Genomic DNA, 1,666 nt, shown 5'->3' on the forward strand with positions numbered 1-1,666 from the left:
TTCCAGGTCTTCATCCCGCTGCGCTACCAGCACGACTTCGTCGACATGCAGGACGGCAAGGTCCGCAACAAGCTCCAGGCCCGGACGACCATGGCATCGGGCGCGGAGGCCCTGAAGACCTTCGCGGTCTCCCGTCTGCTCTTCGACAACGTCCCGCACGTCAAGGTCTTCTGGGTCATGCACGGGGTGTCGACGGCCCAGCTGGCCCTGAACCACGGTGCGGACGACATGGACGGCTCGGTGGTCGAGTACAAGATCACGCATGACGCGGATGACTTCGGCACCCCGGACAAGCTGACCCGCGAGGACATTCTCGACCTGATCCGGGATGCCGGCTTCCGCCCCGTCGAGCGCAACACCCGCTACGAGACCATCCGCGAGTACCCGGGCCCGGACCCCGACCGTCGCGAGTCCCCGCAGCCCATGCGGGTCTGAGACCCACCGGCCCGAGCACCCGAGCACCCGAAACCACAGACCAAGACCACGACCACGATCGGCAGGCAGGCGGTATGTCCACCAACGCGAACGTGAACGACGACAAACTCGAGGTCTGGATCGACCAGGACCTGTGCACCGGAGACGGCATCTGCGTGGAGTACGTGCCGGAGGTCTTCGAGCTGGACATCGACGGTCTCGCCTATGTGAAGGGTGAGAACGACGAGTTGCTCCAGGAGCCCCGGGCGACCGTGCCGCTGCCCCTGGAGCTGATCCGGGATGTCGCGGACTCGGCCAAGGACTGTCCGGGCGAGTGCATTCACGTACGGCGCGTCAAGGACGCGGTGGAGGTCTACGGGCCGGAGGCCGAGTCGGCCTGACCCCGGTCGGCGGGCCCGCAGGACACACAGCGAACAGGCTGGTTCCCGGAAGATGCTTTCGGGGACCGGCCTGTCGGCATGGGCCGGCCGGGGTTCCGGCCGGCCGGGGTTCCGGCCGGCCGGGGCACTTCGGCCTGGGGCCGCGCCGCCGGGGTCTCCGTACACAGCACGGCGGTGACCGGATCAGCCAAGTGATCCGGTCACCGCGTGGGTGGCAGCTAGGGGAGGCGTGGCGAGGAAGGCCGATCCGGTCAGCTCGCCCCGATCACCTTCAGCTCGGGGTGGCTCCTCGCGTCGTCCGGGCCGTCCAGGGCGGTGGAGGACAGGTGGGAGACGACATGGTCGTCGACCGGGTCGTTGGCCGGGTCGTCATGGACGACCAGGTGGTGGTAGGTCGTGTCGCGCTGCGCCGGGGTCCGTTCGGCCGACCGGATCAGCTGCAGCAGCTCCATACGGTCGGAGCGGTGCTTGGCGCCGGCCGAGGAGACCACGTTCTCCTCCAGCATCACCGAGCCGAGGTCGTCGGCGCCGTAGTGCAGGGAAAGCTGTCCGGCCTCCTTGCCGGTGGTCAGCCAGGACCCCTGGATGTGCGGGACGTTGTCCAGGAAGATCCGCGCGATGGCGAGCATGCGCAGATACTCGAAGACCGTCGCCTGGGTCTGGCCCTTCAGGTGGTTGTTCTCCGGCTGGTAGGTGTACGGGATGAACGCCCGGAAGCCGTTGGAGCGGTCCTGGACGTCGCGGATCATGCGGATGTGCTCGATCCGCTCGGCGTTGGTCTCGCCGGTGCCCATCAGCATCGTGGAGGTCGACTCCACGCCCAGCTCGTGGGCCGTCTCCATGATCTCCAG

At 67.9% G+C, this 1,666-nt stretch carries 1 protein-coding gene and 2 pseudogenes; 2 read left to right on the forward strand and 1 reads right to left on the reverse strand.

Going from position 1 to position 1,666, the window contains the following annotated elements; genetic code table 11:
- Both ACWC9R_RS37020 and ACWC9R_RS37025 read left to right on the forward strand, forming a co-directional pair.
- A pseudogene (locus tag ACWC9R_RS37020) lies at window positions 1–435 on the forward strand (aminofutalosine synthase MqnE); the annotation flags it as partial.
- Between the two features lie 74 nt (window positions 436–509).
- Window positions 510–815, forward strand: coding sequence for a ferredoxin (locus tag ACWC9R_RS37025; protein WP_450738275.1), 306 nt, complete (start codon window positions 510–512; stop codon window positions 813–815).
- 251 nt (window positions 816–1,066) lie between these two features.
- Here ACWC9R_RS37025 and ACWC9R_RS37030 read toward each other — a convergent pair.
- Window positions 1,067–1,666, reverse strand: a pseudogene (locus ACWC9R_RS37030) (dehypoxanthine futalosine cyclase); the annotation flags it as partial.

The sequence above is a fragment of the Streptomyces sp. NPDC001219 genome, from assembly GCF_053597915.1.